This window comes from Amycolatopsis sp. NPDC051903 (assembly GCF_044452505.1).
Classification (GTDB): Bacteria; Actinomycetota; Actinomycetes; order Mycobacteriales; family Pseudonocardiaceae; genus Amycolatopsis.
This window is the reverse complement of sequence record NZ_JBITBT010000022.1, coordinates 1-16013: the sequence shown is the minus strand read 5'-3', so window position 1 is coordinate 16013 and position 16013 is coordinate 1. Positions and strand designations below refer to the sequence as shown.

Here is a 16013-nt window from a genome sequence, read left to right as displayed (position 1 = left end):
CCGGTCACGACCCGGGTTTGGCCGAGCCCACGAGCCACATGCTGAAGTACTGCGAGCCGCCGCCGTACGCGTGGCCGAGCGCGACCCGCGCGCCGTCGACCTGGTAGTCGCCCGCGCGGCCCATCACCTGCTTGGCCGCCTCGGAGAACCGCAGCATGCCCGACGCGCCGATCGGGTTCGACGACAGCACCCCGCCCGACGGGTTCACGGGCAGCCGGCCACCGAGCGCGGTGTCGCCGGCTTCGGTGACCTTCCAGCCCTCGCCCTCGTCGGCGAAACCGAGGTTCTCGAGCCACATCGGCTCGAACCACGAGAACGGCACGTAGATCTCGGCGACGTCCACTTCGGACAGCGGATCGGTGATCCCGGCTTCACGCCACAACGCTTTCGCGGCGTCACGCCCGGCTTGCGGGTTCACCTGGTCGCGGCCGGCGAACGTCGTCGGTTCCGTGCGCATCGCCGTGGCGTGGATCCACGCGGCTCCGCCCGGCACGGCGTCGCCGGCCGCTTCGTCGCCCAGCACCATCGCGCACGCGCCGTCGGAGGACGGGCACGTCTCGTCGTAGCGGATCGGGTCCCACAGCATCTGCGACGCCTGCACCGATTCGACGGTGATGTCCGCCTGGCGCAGGTGCGCGTACGGGTTGAGCGCGCCGTTGCGCCGGTCCTTGGCCGCGACCATCGCCCCGACGTGCTGCGGCGCGCCCGTGCGGCGGAGGTAGGAGCGCACGTGCGGCGCGAAGTACCCGCCCGCGCCGGCGCCCACCGGCATCTGGAACGGCGGCAGGATCGAGAGCCCCCACATCGCGTTGGACTCCGACTGCTTCTCGAACGCCACCGTCAGCACGCGCCGGTGCACGCCCGCCTGGACCAGCGACGCGGCGACGAGTGCCGTCGAGCCGCCGACGGACCCGGCGGTGTGCACCCGCAGCAACGGTTTTCCGGTCGCGCCCAGCGCGTCGGCCAGGAAGAGCTCGGGCATCATCACGCCCTCGAACAAGTCCGGCGCCTTGCCGAGCACGACGGCTTCGATGTCGTCCCAGCCGACCTGCGCGTCGGCCATCGCGCGGTCGATCGCCTCGCGCAGCAGGCCGGGCATGGACACGTCGGTGCGCTTCGCGCGGTGGTGCGTCTGGCCGGTGCCGAGCACGGCGGCGAGCTGCTTGGTCATCGTGCCTCCAGGACGGCGAGGAGGTTCTGCTGCAGGGCCGGGCCGCTCGTCGCGTGGGCGAGCGCCTTGCGGGCCTCGCCGCGGTGGATGCGTGCCGCCGCCTCGCCGATGCGGGCGAGCCCGGCGGAGAACATCGGGTTGCCGGTGAGCGCGCCGCCCGACGGCGTGATCCGCACGCCGGAACCCAGGCCCAGCGCGTCGCGGACGATCAGCTCCTGGTGGGTGAACGGAGTGTGCAGCTCGGCGACCTCGACGCCGTCGAGGTCGAGGACGCGGGCGGCGGCTTCGGTCGAGGGCGAGCGCGTGAGGTCGCGTGCGCCGAGCACGGGGGAGTCCACGCGGTGCTCGAGTCCGGTGAGGATCGCCGGCCGGTCCACGAGGTCCTTCGCGCGTTCGGCGCTCGCCAGCACGATCACGGCGGCGCCGTCGGTGACGGGCGCGATGTCGTGTGCCCGCAACGGATCCGCGACGTAGGGCGTGTCCAGCAGGCGCGCCGCGTCGACTTCTCCGGACAGCTGCGCGGCCGGATTGCCGATGGCGTCGGCGCGGCTTCGCGCCGCGACCTCGGCCAGGTCCTTTTCGGACCACAACCCGGCTTCCAGGCCCAGTCGGGCTTGCAGACCGGCGATCGCGAGCGAATCCGGCCAGAGGGGAGTGCCGACGTACGGGTCGAGCTGCAGCGCCAGCACCCGGCGCAGCTGTCCCGCGCTCGCTTTGCCGAAGCCGTAGACGAGCGCGGTGTCGACCTCACCGGTGCGGATCTTCAGCCACGCTTCGTAGAGCGCCCACGCGGCGTCCATCTCCACGTGGGATTCGTGGATCGGCGGGAACGCGCCGATGGCGTCGACCGCCGCGATGAACGAGAACGCCCGCCCGGCCAGGTAGTCCGACGAGCCGGAGCACCAGAACCCGATGTCCTCCTTGGCCAGTCCGGTGGCGGCGAACACCTCGGCGAAGATCGGCACGAGCATCTCGACGCCGTTGGTGGTGCCGGGTGTTTCGCGGACGTTCGGTGCCTGCGCGAACCCGGCGACGGCGACTTCGGGCATGCGACCCCCTCACAGGTGGTGGGCGAAGGATTCGTACGGCGCGTCGGGCTCGCCGGTGGGTTCGAAGTGGCTGATGTTCTCCAGCGACGTCCACCACTGCTCACGCGGGCGCCACGCGGCGCGCACGCGCAGGCCCATCCGCACGTCCTCGGCCGCACAGCCGAGCACGAGGTGCAGGAAGGCGATGTCGGCGCCGTCGAGCAGGATGTAGGCCGCGACGTACGGCGGTTTGATGCGCTGGCCGAGGAACGGCACGTTGACGATGCAGAACGTGGTCACGATCCCGGTGTCCGGCAGTTCGACCTCGTCGGTCGTCGGCACGCCGTCGGTGGGGCAGGCGCCGCGCGGCGGGATGTACACCTTCTCGCAGGCGGGACAGCGCTGGCCGATCAGCCGGCCGTCGGCGAGCGCGCGCAGGTAGCGGCTTTCTTCGGGAGACGCGGAGTGCCGGTAGTGCAGGTGCACGGGCGTGATCACGACTTCGACGGGGGCGCCGTCTTCGCGTTTCGCCACCGGGGGCGGGGGTTCGGTGGGTTCGGTCTCGGGCGCGTCGGCCGGCAGGAAGTAGGCGATGTCGCGGATGTGGCCCACGGTCTCGTCGGCCCAGCGGACGCGGACGCGCTGTCCTGTGTGGACTCCGGTGGGATCGCCGGCGTCCAGCGCGTGCAGGAGCGCGGTGTCCGCGCCGTCGAGCTTGACCAGAACCCACGCGAACGGGCGGGAAAGTGGTTGTCCTTCCAGCGGTTCCGCGCACCACGACCACGAGACGACCGTCCCCTCTGCCGCCACCGGCACGAATTCGGTGAGCGGCGCGGCCGTCACCGGATCGTATTCGGGTGGGGGCACGTGCACGCGCCCGTCGCTGCCGCGGACGCCTTCGATCCGGCGCTCGCGCAGGGCGTTGACGAAGCGGCCGAGCACGGGCCCGGTCGAGCGGGTGTAGTCGAAACCGACGTCGAGCGGCGCCGAGAGCGGAGTGTCCGAGACCGTCACGGCTTCGAGTGAAACACGTTCTCGAATCAGAGGCAAGACAGCTGTTGTGCGTATGTGTAACGCGTTCTAGATTTGGGGTTATGGACCTGGGACTGTGGACGATCGCCGCGGCCGAGCCCGGCCGAACGGCGCTGGTGGACCCCGACGGCCGGGAGGTCTCCTACGGCGAGCTGGCGGCGAAGGCGAACCGCTACGCGCTCGGGCTGCGCGAGCTGGGGCTGGAAGTCGGCGACTGCGTCGTCCTGCTGCAGCCGAACGGTGACGAACTGCTGGCCGCGTACTTCGCCGCGATCCAGTCGGGGCTGTACGTGGTGGTGGTCAACTGGCACCTGGTGGGCCCGGAAGTCGCGTACATCATCGCCGACAGCGGGGCGAAGGCGTTCCTGGCGCACGAACGGTTCGCCGACGTGGCCGTCGCGGCCGCGGACGAGGCGGGGCTGCCCGCGTCGGCGCGCTTCGCGGTGGGCGACGTGCCGGGGTTCCGGCGGATCGAGGAACTGGGCGCGGGCCTGGGCGATGGGCGGCCGTCGGAGCGGACCGCGGGTTCGCCGATGCTGTACACCTCGGGCACCACGGGCCGGCCCAAGGGCGTCCGGCGGCCGTTGACGGGCGCCGACCCGGACCAGGTGCCGGCGGCGTCGACGTGGTTCTTCGGGATCTTCGGGCTGGCGCCGTTCGACGACCACGTGCACCTGTGCGGGTCGCCGCTCTACCACACGGCGGTGCTGAACTTCGTCGCGATCTCCGTGCAGCTGGGGCACACCGCGGTGCTGGTGGACCGCTGGGACGCCGAGGAGATGCTGCGCCTGATCGAGCGGTACTCCGTGACGCACAGCCACATGGTGCCGACGCAGTTCCGCCGCCTGCTGGCGTTGCCGGACGACGTGCGGTCGCGCCACGACCTGTCTTCGCTGCGCGTCATGATCCACGGCGCCGCCCCGTGCCCGCTCGAGGTGAAGCGGCGGATGCTGGACTGGTGGGGCCCCGTCGTCACCGAGTACTACGCCGCCACGGAAGGCGGCGGCACCGTGATCAACGGTGCGGAGTGGCTGCGCAAACCGGGTTCGGTGGGGTTGCCGTGGCCCGGCTCCACCGTCCGCGTCCTGGACGACTCGGGTGCCGAGCTGCCTCCCGGCTCAGTGGGCACGGTGTACCTGAAGATGGGCGATTCGTCGTTCGAATACCACCGCGACCGCGCCAAAACGGAACGCTCGCGCGTCGGCGACCTCTTCACCCTCGGCGACATCGGCCACCTCGACGCCGACGGCTACCTGTACCTCCACGACCGCCGCTCCGACCTCATCATCTCCGGCGGCGTGAACATCTACCCGGCCGAAATCGAGGGTGAGCTCGTGATGCACCCGAAGATCGCGGACGTCGCGGTGTTCGGCATCCCCCACGAAGACTGGGGCGAGGAGATCAAAGCCGTCGTGCAGCCGGCCCCGGGGGTTTCGCCCTCGCCCGAGCTCACGTCGGAACTGCTGGCGTTCGCGGCGTCCCGCCTGGCGCGGTTCAAGCTGCCGAAGACGGTCGACTACCTCGACGAGCTGCCCCGGGATCCGAACGGGAAGCTGTACAAGCGGCGGTTGCGGGAGCGGTACGTGTCTTCGTGAGGCTCGGGGAGCCGGGCCGGTCCACCGACCGGCCCGGCTTTCAGCGCCCTTCGAAGCGCGGGTTCCGCTTCTCCGCGAACGCTTTCGGCCCTTCTTTCGCATCCGCGGACGCGAAGACCTCGATGCCGTACTTCGTGTCGAGTTTGAAGGCGTCGTTTTCCGGGAGGCCTTCGGTGTCGCGCAGGGTGCGGAGGATGGCGCGGACCGCGAGGGGGCCGTTGGCGTTCACGAGGGCGGCCAGTTCCAGCGCCCGGGACAACGCGGTGCCGTCGGGGACGACGTGGCCGATCAGGCCCGCGGACAGCGCCTCGGCGGCCGTGAGGTGGCGGCCGGTGAGCAGGAGGTCCGCCGCGAGCGTGTAGGGGATCTGGCGGGCCAGCCGCACGGCGGAGCCGCCCATGGGGAACAGGCCCCACCGGGCCTCGGAGACGCCGAAGCGGGCCGAGGTGCCCGCGACGCGGATGTCGGTCGCCTGGAGGATCTCGGTGCCGCCGGCGATGGCGGGGCCCTCGACGGCCGCGAGGAGCGGCTTGGTGAGCCGGCGGCCCTTCAGCAGGCCGTCGATGCGGCTGGGGTCGAACGAGCCCGAGGCGAACGCCCGCGAAGGGGCGTTGCGGGACATCGACTTCAGGTCCGCGCCCGCGCAGAACGCCCCGCCCGCGCCGGTGAGGACGCAGGAGCGGATGGAGTCGTCGGTGTCGACGCGGTCCCACGCCTCGGTCATGATCGCGAGCATCTCGCCGGTGAGCGCGTTGCGCGCCTCCGGGCGGTTCATGGTCACGACGAGCGTCTGGCCTTCCACGGACACGAGAGCGTGCGGCTCACCCAAGGCGACCTCCAACCGGCCACGGACATTGCCCAGAACGATAACATGTTCTACTTTGGGGGCGTGGCACTCAACATCGCGGATCTACTCGAGCACGCCGTCGACGCCGTGCCGGAGCGCGTCGCGGTCGTGTGCGGTGAGAAGCAGGTGACGTTCGCCGAGCTGGAGGCTCGCGCCAACCGCCTCGCGCACCACCTCGCCGCCCACGGCGTGGGACCCGGAGCCCACATCGGTGTCTATTCCCGCAACTCAGTCGAGGCACTGGAGGCGATGTTCGCCGCGTACAAGCTGCGCGCGGTCGCGGTGAACGTCAACTACCGGTACGTCCACGGCGAGCTGCGCTACCTGTTCACCAACGCCGACCTCGTCGCGCTGGTGCACGAACGCAAGTACGCCGGCAAGGTGGCCGCGGTGCTGCCCGAGGCGCCGAAACTGAAACACGTTGTCGTCGTCGAAGACGGGTCCGGAACCCCGGTCGAGACGGGCGTCGAGTACGAAGAAGCCCTCGCCGGCGCCTCACCCGAGCGCGATTTCCCCGATCGCAGCGCCGACGACCTCTACATCCTCTACACCGGCGGCACCACCGGGTACCCGAAGGGCGTGCTGTGGCGCCACGAGGACATCTGGCGCGCGCTGGGCGGCGGCATCAACTTCGTCACCGGCGAGTACGTGCCCGACGAGTGGACGCTCGCCGAGCAGGGCAAGTCCGGCGCGCTCGTGCGGCTGCCTGCCGCGCCGCTCATCCACGGCGCGGCGCAGTGGGCCGCGTTCGGCGCCCTGTTCACCGGCAGCCCGGTCGTGTTCGTGCCGCAGTTCGACGCGCACGACGTGTGGCGCGCCGTGCAGGAGCACAAGGTGCAGGTGCTCACGATCGTCGGCGACGCCATGGCGCGCCCGCTCGTCGAGGCCTACCGCGAAGGCGGCTACGACGCGACGTCGCTCGTCGCCGTGTCGAGCCACGCGGCGCTGTTCTCCCAGTCGGTGAAGCAGGAGTTGCTCGACCTGTTGCCGGGTGTCGTGATCACCGACGCGATCGGTTCGTCGGAGAGCGGGTTCACCGGCATCGGCATGGTGGGCAAGGATTCCGACCACAGCGCGGGCCCGCGCGTCACCTTCGGCATGGACGCGATCCTGCTGGACGAGGACGGTGCCGTCGTGGCCGCCGAGCCGGGCGCCGTCGGGCTCATCGGCCGCCGCGGCCACGTGCCGCTCGGCTACTACAACGACCCCGAGAAGAGCAGCACGATCTTCGCCGACGTCGACGGCGTGCGCTACGTCGTGCCCGGCGACTGGGCGCGCTACGAGGACGACGGCACGGTCACGCTGCTCGGCCGCGGCTCGCAGTGCGTGAACACGGGCGGCGAGAAGGTGTACCCCGAGGAAGTCGAGGGCGCGCTCAAATCGCACCCGGACGTGTTCGACGCGCTCGTCATCGGGGTGCCCGACGACCGGCTCGGCCAGCGCGTGGCCGCCGTCGTGCAGCCGCGGCCCGGCGTCGAACCCGACCTGGCGGCGATCGAGGCGCACGTGCGCACCGAGATCGCCGGTTACAAGGTGCCGCGCACGGTGTGGCTCGCCGACGAGATCGGGCGCTCGCCCAGCGGCAAACCCGACTACCCGTGGGCCCAGCGCTACGCCGCCGAACACGAACCCGCCTAGGAGCGCGCATGCGGACTTCCCTCTGCGACCGGCTCTCTATCGACCTGCCGATCGTCGGTTTCACGCCGTCGGAGCACGTCGCCGCCGCCATCAGCCGCGCGGGCGGCCTCGGCGTGCTCGGTTGCGTGCGCTTCAACGACGCCGCCGAACTCGACGCCGTGCTCGGCTGGATGGACGAGAACACCGGCGGAAAACCGTACGGCGTCGACATCGTGATGCCGGCCAAGGTGCCCGCCGAGGGCAGCCAGGTCGACCTCGCCAAGCTCATCCCCGACGCGCATCGGTCCTTTGTCGACAAAGTGCTCCGGGACCTGGCCGTGCCGCCGTTGCCCGACGACACCGACGAACGCGCCGGGGTGCTCGGCTGGCTGCACTCCGTCGCGCGCTCGCACGTGGACGTCGCGCTGAAGCACCCGATCCGCCTCATCGCCAACGCGCTCGGCTCGCCGCCCGAGGACGTCATCGGCCGCGCCCACGACGCCGGCGTGCCGGTCGCGGCACTCGCCGGCAAGGGCGAGCACGCGGCCCGCCACGTCGCGCGCGGCGTGGATCTCGTGGTGGCCCAGGGGTATGAGGCCGGCGGGCACACCGGGGAGATCGCGTCGATGGTCCTCGTGCCGGAAATCGTGGACGCCGTCGGCGCCGACGTCCCCGTGCTCGCCGCCGGCGGCATCGGCTCCGGCCGCCAAGTCGCGGCAGCCCTGGCCCTCGGCGCGTCCGGCGTGTGGATGGGCTCGTTCTGGCTCGCCACGGAGGAATACCGCCGCACCATGCCCGGCTCCGGCGCGATGCAGACCGCGCTCGTCGGCGCGACCTCCGCCGACACCGTCCGCACCCGCATCTACACCGGCAAACCCGCGCGCCTGCTCAAAACCCGCTGGACCGACGCCTGGGCCGCGCCGGACGCGCCCGAACCGCTGCCGATGCCGCTGCAGAACCTGCTGGTCTCCCACGCCCACAACCGCATCCACGCCGCGAGCGACCCGTCGGTGGTGTCGATGCCGGTCGGGCAGATCGTGGGCCGGATGGACCGGATCCGCCCGGTGGCGGAGGTGATGGCGGAGCTTGTTCGGGGTTATGACGAGGCAGTGGAGGGGTTGCCGCGCTGAGCTTGGTGGTCCTTTGAGGACAACAGGTGGCGGAGTCGTTGTGGGGTGATGCGGTCCTGCGCGGGGGCGTGTTGCGTGGCGTAGGCACCCCGAAGCTTGAGTGTGACTACGGCCGCTGACCCCGTGTCAAGGCGGGAAAGCGTGCCTTGACACGGGGTCGGCGGCCGTGTGGAAGCTTCGGATCGAGGTGCCGGGCAGGGGCTGGGTGCTTCCTCAGTTGCCTAGTTCGGCGGCGGTGTCGTATGCGTGGTGCGTCGCCGTTACGAGGTGGCGGGTAGGGGTTGGGTGCATCCTCGGCGGGCAGGTGGGCGGCGGTTGCGTATGCGCGTGGTGCGTCGCCGTTCTAGGTGGCGGGTCGGGGTCGGGCGCGTCGTTGTTGCGTTGCTGGCGGGCGAGTGCGTGGGCGGTGGAGCCCGATGTCGGGCTCCACCGTCCTCAGTGGACGCTAGATTTTCGAGGCAGCCGACGAGATCGCGCTCGTGAAGCTCGTTACCTCCGTGTAGACGCCAGGGGCGTGCGGGCGGGCGCAGCCGGTGCCCCAGCTGGTGATGCCGACCTGCACCCAGTTGCCGGCGGTGTCGCGGCGGAACATGGGGCCGCCGGAGTCGCCTTGGCAGGTGTCGACGCCGCCGGAGGTGACGTTGCCGGCGCAGATTTCCGCGGCCGGGATGAGGTCGGAGTAGTCGCCGCCCTGGGCGGTGCACGTCGAGTCGCTGACGAACGGGACCTGCGCCTTGAGCTGGTAGCGCTGCTGGGCGCCGCCTTCGGTTGCGGCGCCCCAGCCGGCGATGGTGAACGTGCCGGAGTTCAGTGAGGTACTCGTGGCGAGCGGCAGGGTCGGGATGCCGCTGACGGGGCTCGCCAGCTTGATCAGGGCCCAGTCACCGCCGATGGTGGTGTACGTGGGGGAGCGGTACACGTAGCTGGAGCGCACCTTCTTCGCGCTGGTGCTCTGCAGGTCGACGACCCCGAGCGTCGCGGTGATCGACGCGTTCGAGCCGGTGCGGGTGACGCAGTGGGCGGCGGTCAGCACGATCTGCGGCGTGTACAGGGCGCCGCCGCAGCCCATGGAGAGCCGCACCATCCACGGGAACTCGCCCTGGGCCGCGCGCGTGCCGCCGATGACCTGGGTGCCGCTCGTCGACGCGCCGGCCGGTGCCGCCAGCCCGAGCGCCGTGGCCAGCACGGTGACGCCGACGAGAGCTTTTCCGAGCAGGGTGAACCATCTCTTGGAGGTCACGGGAGATCCGTCCTTCCGGTGTCCGAAGTGGAACAGGGGATACGGGGAGTGATCACCCGACTACACCAGAGAACGGTCAACCGGACAAGCTACTTTCTTCGGATTTACGGTACGAACGGTCCCCTCGTAGCAAAACTTTCGGCGCCGGCGCCCGGAGCAGGCCAAGCGCCGGGCCGCGTCGACAAATCGCCTGTCACATCCCGCGGCGCTGTCCCGTTCCCCTCCCGACGGCCACCCCGAAGGGAGCACCCCGTGAACATCGCCCTCTGGACCGGACAAATCGTCCTGGCGCTGCTGTTCGCCCTGTCCGGTTCGCTCAAGTCCACGATGTCGCGTCAGCGCCTGCTGGAGACGGGCCAGACGGGCGCCGCCGCGTATCCGTTGCCCGTGGTGCGGTTCGCGGCGATCTGCGAACTGCTCGCGGTGCTCGGGCTGGTCCTGCCGCAACTCACCGGCATCGCCCCGGCGCTGACCGGGTGGGCCGCGCTGGGCCTGGTCGTGGTCATGATCGGCGCGATGGCCATGCACGCGCGCCTCGCGATCACCCAGCACAAACCCGCCCAATGGCGCAACGTCGGGGTCAACGTCCTCATCCTCGCGCTGGCCGCGTTCGTCGCCGCCGGCCGGCTCTGACCCGGAACAAGCGACTCAACCGACCGCCACCTCTTCACCTCACGTTCCCCGCCACGCCAACCGCCATTCCCGACAGGCGGAGACCGTGGCGGGCGTGCGAGTGGTGATCGTGGGTGGTGGCGTGCTGGGGACGATGCACGCGTGGCAGGCCGTCGGCCGGGGGCACGACGTGGTGCAGATCGAGCGGGAAGCAGAGGCGCGCGGCGCTTCGGTCCGCAACTTCGGCCTCGTCTGGGTCAGCGGCCGCGCGGCGGGGCCCGAGCTGGGTACCGCGCTGCGGGCGCGCCGGCTGTGGGAGGAGATCGGCGCGAAGGTGCCCGGCCTGGGCTTCCGCGCGAACGGGTCGCTGACCGTGCTGAGGACCGAGGCCGAGGTCGCCGTCGCGCGGGAAGCGGCCGCGGACGCCGACGCGGCCGACCGCGGTTTCAAGCTCCTCACCCCGGCCGAGGCCCGCGCGGTGAACCCCGCGCTCCGCGGCGACTTCACCGCCGCGCTCTGGTGCGAACGCGACGCCGCGGTCGAACCGCGCACCGCCCAGCCGGCCCTCCGCGCGGCGTTGCTGGCCTCGGGCCGCTACACCTGGCTCCCCGGCCGCGAGGTCCGCAGCCTCACCGGCACCGGCGTCACGGACGACCACGGCGACCGCCACGAAGGCGACGTCGTGCTGTTCTGCACCGGTGCGTGGCTCGGTGGTCTCGTCCGGGAGCTCGGCGGTGCGGTGCCCGTCCGCCGCGTCCGGCTGCAGATGGCCCAGACCGAGCCGCTGGACGAGCGGCTGACCACGAGCGTCGCCGACGCCGACAGCTTCCGCTACTACCCGGCGTTCCGCAGCGAAGCCCTCGAACGCGCCCAGCCGCAGGGCGACGTCGCCGCGACGCACGCCATGCAACTGCTGATGGTCCAGCGCCTCGACGGATCGCTGACCATCGGCGACACGCACGAATACGCGCAGCCCTTCGGCTTCGACGTGACCGAAGACCCGTACGAGCACCTCGCCGACGTCGCCGGCGAGCTGCTCGGCCGCCCGCTGCCGCGGATCCGCCGCCGCTGGGCCGGCGTCTACGCCCAAGCCACCGACCCGGCCGCGATCGTGCACCGGGAACGCTTGGCGGACAACGCTTTCCTCGTCACCGGACCCGGTGGGCGCGGGATGACGTGCTCGCCCGCGATCGCGGAGGACACGGCGCTGGCGGTGGGTCTATGACCACGGAACTCGTCGTACTGGACCTGGCCGGCACCACCGTCGCCGACGACGGGCTGGTCGTGCGCGCCTTCACCGCGGCGATCGGCGCGGCCGGAGTGTCCGAAGAGGACTCCCGGTTCGCCGGGATGCTGGCGCACGTCCACGCCACCATGGGCCAGTCGAAGATCACCGTGTTCCGGTCGCTGCTGCCCACCGAGGACCTCGCGCAGCGCGCCAACGCCGAGTTCGAGCGCGCGTACGGCGTGCTCGTCGCGGCGGGGGAGTGCAAGCCGCTGCCGGGTGCGGAGGAGGTGATCCGCGGCCTGCGCCACGCGGGCGTCAAGGTCGCGCTCACGACCGGCTTCGCGGTCGCCACGCAACAGGCGATCCTCGGCGCGCTCGGCTGGCGCGGCCTCGCCGACCTCGCGCTCGCGCCCGGCGACGGGCTGCGCGGGCGGCCGTACCCCGATCTCGTGCTCGCCGCGGTGCTGCGGCTGGGGGTCACGGACGTCCGGCACGTCGCGGTCGCCGGGGACACGCCGGCGGACATGCGGACCGGGCTCGCCGCGGGTGCGCGCGTGGTGGCGGGTGTGCTGACCGGTGCCGGAACGGGCGCCGAACTTCGCGAAGCGGGCGCGACGCACGTGCTCGGCTCCGTGCGCGACCTGCCGGACGTGCTCGACTGAAGTTTTCGCACCCGCCCGTGCAACCGCGGCGGCGCCGATTCCGTCCGCACGGTATGCGGACAACGGTGAAGGTCCTGGGTGTGAGCGTGCTGCTGCTTTCGGCCGCGGCGTGCGGCGAACGAACGGTGCCGGCGGGTCCGGCCCCGGCCACTTCGCCGCCACCGGCGGTTTCGACCACTCCGGCCACTCCGGGCGCCCCGACCGGGCCGACGACCCCGATGACGCCCCCGCCTTCGCCGGGCGGGCCGCCGCAGAGCCGCCCGACGCAGGGCGTGCCGCCGGGGGACACGGCGCCGGCCCCGGGCCAGGTCGACGCGTCGGCGCTGCCGGCCGGCTACCCGCACGACGTGACGCTCGCGCAAGGCGGCAAGGTCGTGGTCATCCACGCCGAAGAGGCGGGCTGCGACCACCTCTCCGCGGCCGCCGGCGAGCAGACGGCGCAGCACGTGGTCGTGCGGGTGACGGTCACGAAGGCACCGCGCGGGCAGATGTGCCCGATGCACGTGCGTGAGGTGTCGCTGCCGGTGCCGCTCGGTGAGCCGCTCGGTGGCCGGACGCTGGTGCTGCAGCCCGGTCCGTGATCGCGTGCAACCCGCGGCGGTACCCCTTCCGTCCTGGGTGCATGAGGTACTTGACGAAGCTGGTCGGCACGGGCCTGATCCTCGCCACGGTCACCGCGTGTGGCAGCCAGGGGACGATGGCCACCAACCCCGCGCCCGGAGGCGACTCCTCGGCGGCGAGCGGCAGCATCTCGACCTCGCCGTCCGCGGTCCCGAAACCGCCGGGCAACCCGCCGGGCGTGTCCCGCTTCGACTTCCCGCCCGGCAGCACGCCCGTCCCGGCCTCGCAGGTCGACGCGACGGCGCTGCCGTCCGGCTTCCCGAACCAGGTGAAGACCGACAACGGCGGCACGATCCTCAACCTCCGCGCCCAAGAAGGCGGTTGCGGGCACGCCCTCGGCGAGGCGACCGAGCAGACGGCCCAGAAAGTGGTCGTGGACCTGAGTGAGACCAAGGCCCAGACCGGTCAGATGTGCACGATGGACCTGCGTTACCCGGTGCTGTCCGTGGCGCTCGCCGCGCCGCTCGGCGAGCGGACGGTGGTGCTGAAGCACTCGCCGCCGCGGTGACAACGCGGTGCGGTTTCGCACTTCCGGCGTCGCGCGGATCGTTTCGGGGGGCCGTCCGGCCCGAGCCGCGCCGGTGCCGGTTCCGGTGGTCACCCGGGTGCCTCTGCCCCCTCGGCACCCGGGTGATCTCCTTTCCCGGCGGGGCTTCCGAATCGTCGGCGCCCCGCCCGGCCCTTAGGCTCACCGGCCATGGGTACTCGCCAGATCTCGCGCACCGTGCTCGTCGCCGCCCGTCCGGACCAGATCTTCGACCTCCTCGCCGACCCCGCCAACCACCCGCTCATCGACGGCTCGGGCACGGTCCGCGCCGGCCGTGACGGCGGGCCGGCGCGGCTGTCGCTCGGGGCGGAGTTCGGCATGGACATGCGGATGGGCGCGCCGTACCGGATCCGGAACACCGTGGTGGAGTTCGAGGAGAACCGGCTCATCGCGTGGCGCCACTTCATGGGCCACCGCTGGCGCTGGCTGCTCGAGCCCGCGGGCGACGGGAAGACGTCGGTGACCGAGACGTTCGACTACTCCACCGCGCACTCACCCGCGGTGCTGCAGCTGCTCGGCTTCCCGAAGCGCAACGCCGACGGCATCGAGAAAACCCTCGCCCGGCTCACGAAGATGTTCCCCGGCTGACCGGATCGCGGCGTGAGCTGCGCCGCCGTCCGGTGACGGCGCGGAAGATTAGTTGTAGTGTGCTAAATGTTAGAGTTCTACAACTACTTTTCGAGGGGTCCCGTGCCGGAGCTCAGCCGTCGGCGGCGTCAGATGGTGCTCGGTGTCTGCTGCATGAGCCTGTTCATCGTCGGGCTCGACAACACCATCGTGAACCTGGCGCTGCCTTCCATCCAGCACGACCTGGGCGCGTCCGTCTCGAGTCTGCAGTGGACGATCGACGCCTACACGCTCGTGCTCGCGAGCCTGCTCATGCTGTCGGGGTCGACGGCCGACCGGCTCGGGCGGCGGCGCACCTTCCAGACCGGCCTGGTGCTCTTCGGCCTCGGCTCGCTGCTGTGCGGCGTCGCGCCGAGCGTGGGGCTGCTCATCGCGTTCCGCGCGCTGCAGGCCGTCGGTGGTTCGATGCTCAACCCGGTGGCGATGTCGATCGTCACCAACACGTTCACGGACCCGAAGGAGCGCGGGCGCGCGATCGGCATGTGGGGCGCCACGATGGGGCTGTCCATGGCCGTCGGGCCGGTGCTCGGTGGTGCGCTCGTGGGCGTGGCCGGCTGGCGCTCGATCTTCTGGATCAACGTGCCCGTGGTCATCGTCGCCGTCGTGCTCACCGCCGTGTTCGTGCCGGAGTCGCGCGCGCCGCGGCCGCGCCGGCTCGACCCGGTGGGCCAGCTGCTGGTCATCGTGTTCCTCGCCGGACTCACCTACGGCATCATCGAAGGCCGCGATTCCGGCTACGGCTCGCCGCAGATCCTCGTCGCGTTCGTGCTCGCGCTGGTGTCGTTGTTCGTGTTCGTGCCCTACGAGCGCCGGCGCAAGGAGCCGTTGCTGGAACCGCGGTTCTTCCGCAGCGCGCCGTTCTCCGGCGCGACCCTCACGGCGGTGTGCGGCATCGCGGCCATGGCGGGCTTCCTCTTCCTCAACTCGCTGTACCTGCAGGACACCCGCGGCTACAGCGCGCTGCACGCCGGCTTGCTGACGCTGCCGATGGCCATCATGTGCGCGATCTGCGCCCCCATCTCGGGCCGGCTCGTGGGCACGCGCGGCGCTCGGCTGCCGCTGGTCTTCGCGGGGATCGGTACCGTCGTCGGCGCGCTGCTGATGCTCGATCTGTCGGCCACGACACCGCTGTGGCGCCTGATCATCACCTACATCGTGTTCGGCATCGGTTTCGGCCTGGTCAACGCCCCGATCACCTACGCGGCGGTGTCGGGCATGCCGCGGGCGCAGGCGGGGGTGGCCGCCGCCATCGCGTCGACGAGCCGCCAGGTCGGCACGTCGATGGGGGTCGCGGTGATCGGCGCGGTCGTCACCGCCCGCGTCCAGGGCCCGTTCGCGGCCGGGTTGCCCGCCGCCAGCCACGCGGGCTGGTGGATCATCGGCGCCTGCGGGGTGCTGGTGATCGTGCTCGGACTCGTCACCACCACGCCTTGGGCCTACGCGACCGCGCGCAGCGTCGCCCTGGAGGAAGACGCCTCCGCGGGGCTGGTGAAGGCCTGACATGACCGACCCCGGCGCCGACGACCACGAGATCGCGACCCGCGTGTGGGCCAGAATGCGGGCGCTGGTGCTCGACCGGCACGAACGCAGGCGTGAGGTCTGCGAGGCGCTCGGCATGAGCTTCATCAAGGTCAAGGCCCTGCGGAGGGTCGCGGTGCGGCCGCTGACGATGAGCGAGCTCACCGAGCAACTCAACACCGACCGGCCCTACACCACCCACGTGGTGGACGAACTCGTGCGCCGCGGCCTCGTGCTTCGGGAGCCGCACCCGGAGGACCGCCGCAGCCGCGTCGTCACGGTCACGGCCCCGGGCGCCGTGGCCGCGCTCGAGGCCGAGCGCATCCTGGGGGAACCGCCGAAGTCGATGCTCGCGCTGTCGTCCGCGGAGCTGGCCGAGCTGGACCGCCTCACCGCCCAGATCGCCGACGATTGACGCGGCCGCGGGGCCGCCCCCCCCCCGGGGGGGGGGGGGGGGGGGCGGGGGGGGTGTTCTTGGGGAGCTATGAGGCGTACCCCTCGCGCGAGGGCGTGGAGGTCAGCGTGAAGATAGCGGTCG

The 16013-nt window shown here is 71.7% G+C and carries 16 protein-coding genes; 11 read left to right on the top strand and 5 right to left on the bottom strand.

What is annotated here, in order from left to right; all coding sequences use genetic code 11:
* Window positions 1-4: 4 nt before the first annotated feature.
* Genes ACIA77_RS33630 through ACIA77_RS33620 form a run of 3 tightly spaced genes read right to left on the bottom strand, consistent with a single transcriptional unit; the run spans window position 5 to window position 3213 of the window.
* Window positions 5-1171 (bottom strand): thiolase domain-containing protein, encoded by a 1167-nt coding sequence (locus ACIA77_RS33630; protein ID WP_395890075.1) that lies wholly within the window; start codon window positions 1169-1171, stop codon window positions 5-7.
* Entirely contained in the window at window positions 1168-2220 is a 1053-nt protein-coding gene (locus ACIA77_RS33625; protein WP_395890074.1) for a thiolase domain-containing protein, read from the bottom strand. Before ACIA77_RS33625 ends, ACIA77_RS33630 begins: the two co-directional genes overlap by 4 nt.
* 9 nt (window positions 2221-2229) lie before the next feature.
* The gene (locus ACIA77_RS33620) at window positions 2230-3213 is read right to left on the bottom strand and encodes a Zn-ribbon domain-containing OB-fold protein (protein ID WP_395890073.1); all 984 of its coding nucleotides are present in this window, start codon (window positions 3211-3213) and stop codon (window positions 2230-2232) included.
* An 80-nt stretch (window positions 3214-3293) separates the two neighbouring features.
* Between ACIA77_RS33620 and ACIA77_RS33615 the strand changes: the two genes are divergently transcribed.
* Window positions 3294-4826, top strand: a complete 1533-nt coding sequence (locus ACIA77_RS33615) for an acyl-CoA synthetase (RefSeq protein WP_395890072.1) — start codon at window positions 3294-3296, stop codon at window positions 4824-4826.
* Between the two features lie 40 nt (window positions 4827-4866).
* Here the strand turns inward: ACIA77_RS33615 and ACIA77_RS33610 are convergent, their stop codons facing one another.
* A complete protein-coding gene (locus ACIA77_RS33610) occupies window positions 4867-5655 on the bottom strand; it encodes a crotonase/enoyl-CoA hydratase family protein (RefSeq protein ID WP_395890071.1) in 789 nt (262 codons plus the stop codon).
* A gap of 60 nt (window positions 5656-5715) precedes the next feature.
* On the opposite strand from ACIA77_RS33610, the gene ACIA77_RS33605 reads away from it, so the two are divergent.
* Together ACIA77_RS33605 and ACIA77_RS33600 are read left to right on the top strand one after the other, a co-directional pair.
* On the top strand, window positions 5716-7311 hold the full coding sequence (locus ACIA77_RS33605; protein WP_395890070.1) for an acyl-CoA synthetase: 1596 nt from the start codon (window positions 5716-5718) through the stop codon (window positions 7309-7311).
* 8 nt (window positions 7312-7319) lie between these two features.
* On the top strand, window positions 7320-8420 hold the full coding sequence (locus tag ACIA77_RS33600) for an NAD(P)H-dependent flavin oxidoreductase (RefSeq protein ID WP_395890069.1): 1101 nt from the start codon (window positions 7320-7322) through the stop codon (window positions 8418-8420).
* Between the two features lie 445 nt (window positions 8421-8865).
* On the opposite strand, the gene ACIA77_RS33595 is transcribed toward ACIA77_RS33600, so the two are convergent.
* Window positions 8866-9660, bottom strand: a complete 795-nt coding sequence (locus tag ACIA77_RS33595; RefSeq protein WP_395890068.1) for a S1 family peptidase — start codon at window positions 9658-9660, stop codon at window positions 8866-8868.
* 252 nt (window positions 9661-9912) lie between these two features.
* On the opposite strand from ACIA77_RS33595, the gene ACIA77_RS33590 reads away from it, so the two are divergent.
* From ACIA77_RS33590 to ACIA77_RS33555, 8 genes are all read left to right on the top strand, one after another.
* The gene (locus ACIA77_RS33590; RefSeq protein WP_395890067.1) at window positions 9913-10293 is read left to right on the top strand and encodes a DoxX family protein; all 381 of its coding nucleotides are present in this window, start codon (window positions 9913-9915) and stop codon (window positions 10291-10293) included.
* 94 nt (window positions 10294-10387) lie between these two features.
* Window positions 10388-11497, top strand: coding sequence for a TIGR03364 family FAD-dependent oxidoreductase (locus ACIA77_RS33585; protein ID WP_395890066.1), 1110 nt, complete (start codon window positions 10388-10390; stop codon window positions 11495-11497).
* Window positions 11494-12162, top strand: coding sequence for a phosphonatase-like hydrolase (locus ACIA77_RS33580; RefSeq protein ID WP_395890065.1), 669 nt, complete (start codon window positions 11494-11496; stop codon window positions 12160-12162). Before ACIA77_RS33585 ends, ACIA77_RS33580 begins: the two co-directional genes overlap by 4 nt.
* An 80-nt stretch (window positions 12163-12242) precedes the next feature.
* Entirely contained in the window at window positions 12243-12743 is a 501-nt protein-coding gene (locus ACIA77_RS33575; protein ID WP_395890064.1) for a hypothetical protein, read from the top strand.
* A gap of 41 nt (window positions 12744-12784) precedes the next feature.
* Window positions 12785-13291 (top strand): hypothetical protein, encoded by a 507-nt coding sequence (locus ACIA77_RS33570; protein WP_395890063.1) that lies wholly within the window; start codon window positions 12785-12787, stop codon window positions 13289-13291.
* Between the two features lie 189 nt (window positions 13292-13480).
* A complete protein-coding gene (locus ACIA77_RS33565; RefSeq protein WP_395890062.1) occupies window positions 13481-13918 on the top strand; it encodes an SRPBCC family protein in 438 nt (145 codons plus the stop codon).
* A gap of 66 nt (window positions 13919-13984) precedes the next feature.
* Entirely contained in the window at window positions 13985-15457 is a 1473-nt protein-coding gene (locus tag ACIA77_RS33560) for an MFS transporter (RefSeq protein ID WP_395890061.1), read from the top strand.
* A gap of 1 nt (window position 15458) precedes the next feature.
* Window positions 15459-15890 (top strand): MarR family winged helix-turn-helix transcriptional regulator, encoded by a 432-nt coding sequence (locus tag ACIA77_RS33555; protein ID WP_395890060.1) that lies wholly within the window; start codon window positions 15459-15461, stop codon window positions 15888-15890.
* Window positions 15891-16013: the final 123 nt, after the last annotated feature.

Coding starts and splice junctions, on each gene's coding strand:
- ACIA77_RS33630 (WP_395890075.1), bottom strand. CDS start 1,171: ATGACCAAGCAGCTCGCCGCCGTGCTCGGCACCGGCCAGACGCACCAC.
- ACIA77_RS33625 (WP_395890074.1), bottom strand. CDS start 2,220: ATGCCCGAAGTCGCCGTCGCCGGGTTCGCGCAGGCACCGAACGTCCGC.
- ACIA77_RS33615 (WP_395890072.1), top strand. CDS start 3,294: ATGGACCTGGGACTGTGGACGATCGCCGCGGCCGAGCCCGGCCGAACG.
- ACIA77_RS33600 (WP_395890069.1), top strand. CDS start 7,320: ATGCGGACTTCCCTCTGCGACCGGCTCTCTATCGACCTGCCGATCGTC.
- ACIA77_RS33580 (WP_395890065.1), top strand. CDS start 11,494: ATGACCACGGAACTCGTCGTACTGGACCTGGCCGGCACCACCGTCGCC.
- ACIA77_RS33570 (WP_395890063.1), top strand. CDS start 12,785: ATGAGGTACTTGACGAAGCTGGTCGGCACGGGCCTGATCCTCGCCACG.
- ACIA77_RS33565 (WP_395890062.1), top strand. CDS start 13,481: ATGGGTACTCGCCAGATCTCGCGCACCGTGCTCGTCGCCGCCCGTCCG.
- ACIA77_RS33560 (WP_395890061.1), top strand. CDS start 13,985: ATGTTAGAGTTCTACAACTACTTTTCGAGGGGTCCCGTGCCGGAGCTC.
- ACIA77_RS33555 (WP_395890060.1), top strand. CDS start 15,459: ATGACCGACCCCGGCGCCGACGACCACGAGATCGCGACCCGCGTGTGG.